The following is a 4913-nucleotide window of genomic DNA, read 5'->3' as shown; positions in this document are numbered from 1 at the left end:
GCTCGCGGCCGTCTATTGCGCCGGTCTCGTCGTGCTGTATGTCCGGCAGCGCGAGATGCTGTTTCCGATCCCGCCGCTCGGTCGCACCGCTCCGGATGCCGCAGGCCTGCCCGAGGCGGAAGAGCATGTCCTGACCACGTCCGATGGCGAGAAGGTCATCGTCTGGCACGTGCCGGCCAGGCCCGGCCGTCCCGTGATCCTTTATTTCCCTGGTAATGGTGATTCTCTCGCCGGCTGTGTCAGCCGCTTCAAGGCGATGACGGCAGACGGCACCGGCCTCGTCGCGCTGTCCTATCGCGGCTATGCCGGCTCCTCCGGCGCGCCGAGCGAGGAGGGCCTGCTGCGCGATGCCGCGGCCGCCTACGCCTTCACGACGGAGCGCTACGCGGCGGAGCGAATCGTCGCCTGGGGCTTCTCGCTCGGAACGGGCGTTGCGGTCGCCATCGCCTCCGAACATCCTGTCCGCAGACTGATCCTGGAGGCGCCATACACGTCGGCGGTCGATGTCGCCGCCTCGCTGTACCGCATCGCTCCCGTTCGCCTCCTGATGYGCGATCAGTTTCGCTCCGACGGGCGGATTGCGCGCGTCACGGTGCCGCTATTGGTGATGCATGGCACCAATGACCTTGCCATTCCGATCGGGTTCGGAGAGCGTCTGTTCGCGCTCGCGCATGAACCGAAGCAGTTCGTTCGCTTTGCGGGCGGCGGACACGACAACCTTGATGCTTTCGGTGCGATCGAAACAGCAAAGCGCTTCATTGCTTCCTAGACGGCTCGTGACGCTGCGCGGCGGCGTGCCCGCCGCCGCGATCCTGGCGATGTTGCCGCAGCCCGCATGGGCGGCGGCCGGGCTCGACGGCGCGGCGATGCGCTGGCCCTATGCGCTGCCCTTTGCCGGCCTCCTGCTGTCGATCGCGCTCGGGCCGCTGCTGTTTGCAAAATTCTGGCACCATCATTACGGCAAGATCGCCGCGGYCTGGTCGCTGCTGGCGCTCGGCTCGCTGGTCTGGCTCGCAGGAGGCATGGCGACGCTGGCCGCACTCGTCCATGCCATGCTCGCCGAATATCTCGGCTTCATCGTGCTGCTGTTCTCGCTCTATGTCGTGGCCGGTGGCATTCTCATCACGGGCGACATCAGGCCTACGCCGCCGGCCAATACCGGCATCCTCGCGCTCGGCACGCTCATGGCGAGCATCGTCGGCACCACGGGTGCCGCCATGATCCTGATCCGTCCGCTGATCCGCGCCAACCGGCCGCGGCGCCACAACGCCCACGTCGTGGTCTTCTTCATCATCCTGGTCGCCAATGTCGGCGGTGCGCTGAGCCCGCTCGGCGATCCCCCGCTGTTCGTCGGCTTCCTGCACGGCGTCGACTTCTTCTGGACCACCCGGACCATCTGGTTGCAGACGGCGATCGTTGCCGGATTGCTGCTGGCGATCTTCGTCGTCATCGACGTCTGGCGCTTCCGTGGCGAGCCGGTGCGGGGAGACGCGGGCCCCGCGAAGCCGCTGCGGATTCGCGGCCTCATCAACCTCGTGCTCATCGCGGCCATCGTCGCGAGCCTGCTGGCCTCGGCGATGTGGAAGCCCGGAATTGCCTTCGACATTCTCGGAACGAAGCTGGAGCTGGAAGACATCGCCCGCAATGTGGCGCTGCTCGCGATTGCCGCTCTGTCGGTGTGGCTGACGCCGGAGGAGCACAGGCTTGCCAACGGCTTCACCTGGGAGCCGATCCGCGAAGTCGCAAAGCTGTTCGCGGGCATCTTTGTCGCCATCATCCCGGTCATTGCCATGCTCGATGCCGGGCATCACGGCGCCTTCGCCTGGCTTTTGTCCGCCGTCACGGCACCGGACGGAACGCCGCGCGAGGTCGCCTATTTCTGGTTCACGGGCATGATGTCGGCGTTCCTCGACAATGCGCCGACCTACCTGCTGTTCTTCGAGCTCGCCGGCGGCGACCCGCAGGTGCTGATGCATACGCTCTCGGGCACGCTCGCCTCCATCTCCATGGGGGCGGTCTACATGGGGGCGCTCACCTATATCGGCAATGCGCCGAACTTCATGGTCGCCAGCATCRCCAGCGAGAACGGCGTCGAGATGCCGAGCTTCTTCGGCTATTTCCTGCGCGCCGGCGCCGTGCTGATCCCGCTGTTCCTGCTGCTGACCGTGCTGCCGGTCGCGCCGTTCCTGCACTGGCATTGAATCTGCGGGCTTGCTACTGCTCGGCTGACAATTGGAGCCGGTGGATGAGCGCGCATAATCCGATGCCCCGGTCGGCCTGGATATTTCCGGCGCTGGCCGTGCTGATGTTCGCGGCCGTCAGTGCGACGGGCTACGTCTTCACGCTCTCGCTGGGCGGGCTCGTCTTCGCCGTCGTCCTTCTGGTCATCCTGTTCGGCACGGTGTTTGCCGCCGTTCATCATGCCGAAGTGATCGCCGAACGGGTCGGCGAGCCCTATGGCACGCTGGTGCTGACGCTCTCGGTGACGATCATCGAGGTGGCCCTGATCACCACGATCATGCTCGGCGACAAGCCGGCGCCGGAACTGGCGCGCGACACCGTGTTCGCCGTCGTCATGATCGTCTGCAACGGCCTCGTCGGGCTCTGCATCTTTATCGGCGGCCTGCGCTATCGCGAGCAGGGGTTTCAACTCTCCGGGGCCAACGTCTATCTCAGCGTCCTGTTCGCGCTCGCGACCATCACGCTGATCATGCCGAATTACACGACCACCACGCCGGGCCCGGTCTATTCGGCGGTTCAGCTCGGCTTCGTCGATGTGGTGACGCTCGCGCTCTATGCGGTGTTTCTCTACACCCAGACCGTCCTGCACAAGGACTACTTCGTTGATGAACGCGCGAAGGGCGAGGGCGACGAGGCGCACCTGTCGGTCGGGGCGCTTGCGCTCACCGTGGGGCTGCTCCTGGTCTCGCTCCTGGCAGTCGTGCTGCTGGCCAAGAAGTTCTCGCTCGTGGTCGATGCCGTGGCCGCAAGGATCGGCGCGCCGCCGGCCTTCGCCGGGCTTCTGGTCGCGCTCCTGATCCTGATGCCCGAAGGTGTCTCGGCCATCGCGGCGGCCCGCAAGAACGATCTCCAGAAGAGCATCAACCTGGCGCTGGGCTCCTCGCTCGCGACCATCGGCCTCACCATCCCGGCTGTCGGCATCGCCACCTACGCCTTCGACAAGGAGCTCGAGCTCGGCCTCAGCGGCCAGGGCAGCGTCCTTTTGCTCCTGACCTTCTTTTTGAGCATGCTGACCTTCGGCACGGGCAGGACCAATGTCCTGTTCGGGCTGGTCCATATGGTGGTATTTGCCGTCTACGTGTTCATGGTTTTCGTGCCCTGAAGCGATTCTCCAGGAGATTTCCGATGCTTGCCGCCAAGTCCGAGGTTCAGATCGACAACGAAGAGGTCCGGGTGACCGAATGGCGGCTCGCCCCGGGCAGCGCGACCGGGCACCACACCCACGGGATGGACTATGTGATTGTTCCCGTCGTTGCCGCCGAAATGACCATCGTGGCACCCGGCGGTGAGCGCTCCAAGGCGCAGCTTGCGGCCGGAAAATCCTACTTCCGCAAGGCCGGCGTCCAACACGACGTACTTAACGAAACCTCAACTGAGATCGTGTTCCTTGAGATCGAGCTGAAGCCGTAAGTCTGGCTTACCGTTTGCCATCGATCCGTCGCAGTTGATCCCTTACAATGCCCCAAAGTTCCCGCATCAGATCGCGCGGGGAGTGGCCGAGAAATGCTGAAATACCTCGCTAAAATCTCGATGGATATTTTCCCCTCGGTGCTCGCGACGATCATCGGGGCGTACATCGTTAATCACTACATCAATGCCAAGCCGGCGGCCGATACCCCTGCGGCCGTGGTGGCACCTGTCGAGGCCGGCAAGAACGGCAAGCCCGCCGACGTCGCCAACCTGCCGGCGCCCGGCGTCAAGGCCAAGGGCGTCTCCGAAAAGAGCGTTTCCGAGAAGAGCGCGACGGACAAGGCTGCGGCCGAAAAGCCCACCGACAAGCCTGAGACCAAGGCTGCGGACGTCGCTCCCGCCGACACCGCCTCGCATGGCCGCCCCCCGGCGCGCGAGAAGGCGGCCGCGAAGTCGATCCCGGCAGCTACCGCCCCGGTGGTGGAGGCCAATTCTGCGCCGGCCGCGGCGTCCCCGGCTGCGACCCCCGACGCCAACGATCTGGCGCGTGCCGCCATCGAGCGTCTTCGCAAGTCGCCTGAGGGCAAGGCTGCCGAAAAGGCTGCCGAAGCGAAAGCCGCTGAGACCAAGCCGGTCGAGCGGACCCCCGAGCCCGCGGTGCGCGAAGCCACCCGCGTCCCCGAGGCCCCGCGTGTCGTCACGACGGAGCCGTCCGCGGTCCGTCCGCTGCCGCCGCCGATCACGGTGTCCACGCCCTCAACCGAGGCGTATGGCAATGGCGGTTCGTCGCCGTCCTACACGGCCTCGGTCGGCAATGACGACCCGAACCGGATCACGCCGCCGGCTGACATTCCCGTGCCGGTGATCGCGCCGCCGCTCGACCTGCGTGCCGATGCCGGCGCAACCATGCCCCGGCCGAAGAAGACCAACGTCGCGGACGAGATGCTGTCGGGCATGAAGTCGATGTTCCACTCCGTCTTGCCGAAGAGCTCCACCCCCGATTAAGGTGGCGGCTTAGAGCGTTTTCGGGCGAAGTGGACCACCGGTCCGCGTGAAGAAAACCCCTCAAACCGAGATCCCCCAGCTTCGGGTCTGATCCAGTCAGAACCGAAGCTGTGGCTGCTTGTCAGCCGCCGACGCGGGCGAGGCCGCTGCGGGCGGCATCGTCGCGTGGGCGAAGTGCGACCGCCTTGGTGTAGGAGGCCGCCGCCTTGGCCTTGTCGCCCAGCCGCTCATAGGCCTGCCCCCGCGCGGTCCAGACC

6 protein-coding genes are annotated in these 4913 nt (G+C 65.8%); 5 read left to right on the top strand and 1 reads right to left on the bottom strand.

The window, feature by feature from the left end:
• The 5 genes from AC1D00_RS26700 to AC1D00_RS26680 all read left to right on the top strand — a co-directional run.
• Positions 1–769 (top strand): alpha/beta hydrolase (locus AC1D00_RS26700; protein ID WP_477012709.1); only part of this gene is annotated, 769 nt, incomplete at its 5' end.
• Positions 723–2201 carry a sodium:proton antiporter gene (locus tag AC1D00_RS26695; RefSeq protein ID WP_477012708.1) on the top strand — a complete coding sequence of 493 codons (1479 nt, stop codon included), beginning with the start codon at positions 723–725 and terminating at the stop codon, positions 2199–2201. The genes AC1D00_RS26700 and AC1D00_RS26695, both read left to right, overlap by 47 nt.
• A 44-nt stretch (positions 2202–2245) precedes the next feature.
• Complete coding sequence (locus tag AC1D00_RS26690) at positions 2246–3343, top strand: calcium:cation antiporter (protein WP_477012707.1); 1098 nt, start codon at positions 2246–2248, stop codon at positions 3341–3343.
• A gap of 23 nt (positions 3344–3366) precedes the next feature.
• On the top strand, positions 3367–3651 hold the full coding sequence (locus AC1D00_RS26685) for a cupin domain-containing protein (RefSeq protein WP_027545550.1): 285 nt from the start codon (positions 3367–3369) through the stop codon (positions 3649–3651).
• 93 nt (positions 3652–3744) lie between these two features.
• Positions 3745–4656, top strand: a complete 912-nt coding sequence (locus AC1D00_RS26680) for a hypothetical protein (RefSeq protein WP_477012706.1) — start codon at positions 3745–3747, stop codon at positions 4654–4656.
• A 121-nt stretch (positions 4657–4777) separates the two neighbouring features.
• On the opposite strand, the gene AC1D00_RS26675 is transcribed toward AC1D00_RS26680, so the two are convergent.
• Positions 4778–4913 (bottom strand): tetratricopeptide repeat protein (locus AC1D00_RS26675; protein WP_477012710.1); only part of this gene is annotated, 136 nt, incomplete at its 5' end.

This window comes from Bradyrhizobium sp. P2_E8 (assembly GCF_056403875.1).
Note: the sequence above shows the minus strand (reverse complement) of the source record. Positions and strands in the feature narration are given on the sequence as shown.

Excerpts from the sequence above, each read along its gene's own strand:
- AC1D00_RS26690 (WP_477012707.1), top strand. The coding sequence starts at position 2,246 with ATGAGCGCGCATAATCCGATGCCCCGGTCGGCCTGGATATTTCCGGCG.
- AC1D00_RS26685 (WP_027545550.1), top strand. The coding sequence starts at position 3,367 with ATGCTTGCCGCCAAGTCCGAGGTTCAGATCGACAACGAAGAGGTCCGG.
- AC1D00_RS26680 (WP_477012706.1), top strand. The coding sequence starts at position 3,745 with ATGCTGAAATACCTCGCTAAAATCTCGATGGATATTTTCCCCTCGGTG.